Below are 228 nucleotides of genomic sequence, written 5' to 3'. Positions count from 1 at the left end.
CGAGCTGCCGCGCTTCGCCGGTTGGTGGGGCCACGACAGGCAGAGCCGCTTCCGCATGGCACCGGAATTCGTGCCGACCCCGGGCGCCGAAGGCTGGCAGCTGAGCAATCCGCCGGTGCTGGCGATGGCGCCGCTGCGCGCGTCCCTGGCGCTGTTCGAACAGGCCGGCATGCCGGCGCTGCGACGCAAGTCGGAGCAGCTCACCGCCCTGCTGGAAGCCCTGATCCA

The 228-nt window shown here is 71.9% G+C and carries 1 pseudogene; it reads left to right on the top strand.

From position 1 onward, the window contains the following. Positions 1 to 228, top strand: a pseudogene (locus tag SB822_RS61710) (kynureninase); the annotation flags it as partial.

Source organism: Paraburkholderia sp. SIMBA_054, from assembly GCF_046534875.1.
GTDB lineage: Bacteria > Pseudomonadota > Gammaproteobacteria > Burkholderiales > Burkholderiaceae > Paraburkholderia > Paraburkholderia hospita.
This window is presented reverse-complemented; position numbering and strand designations above follow the sequence as displayed.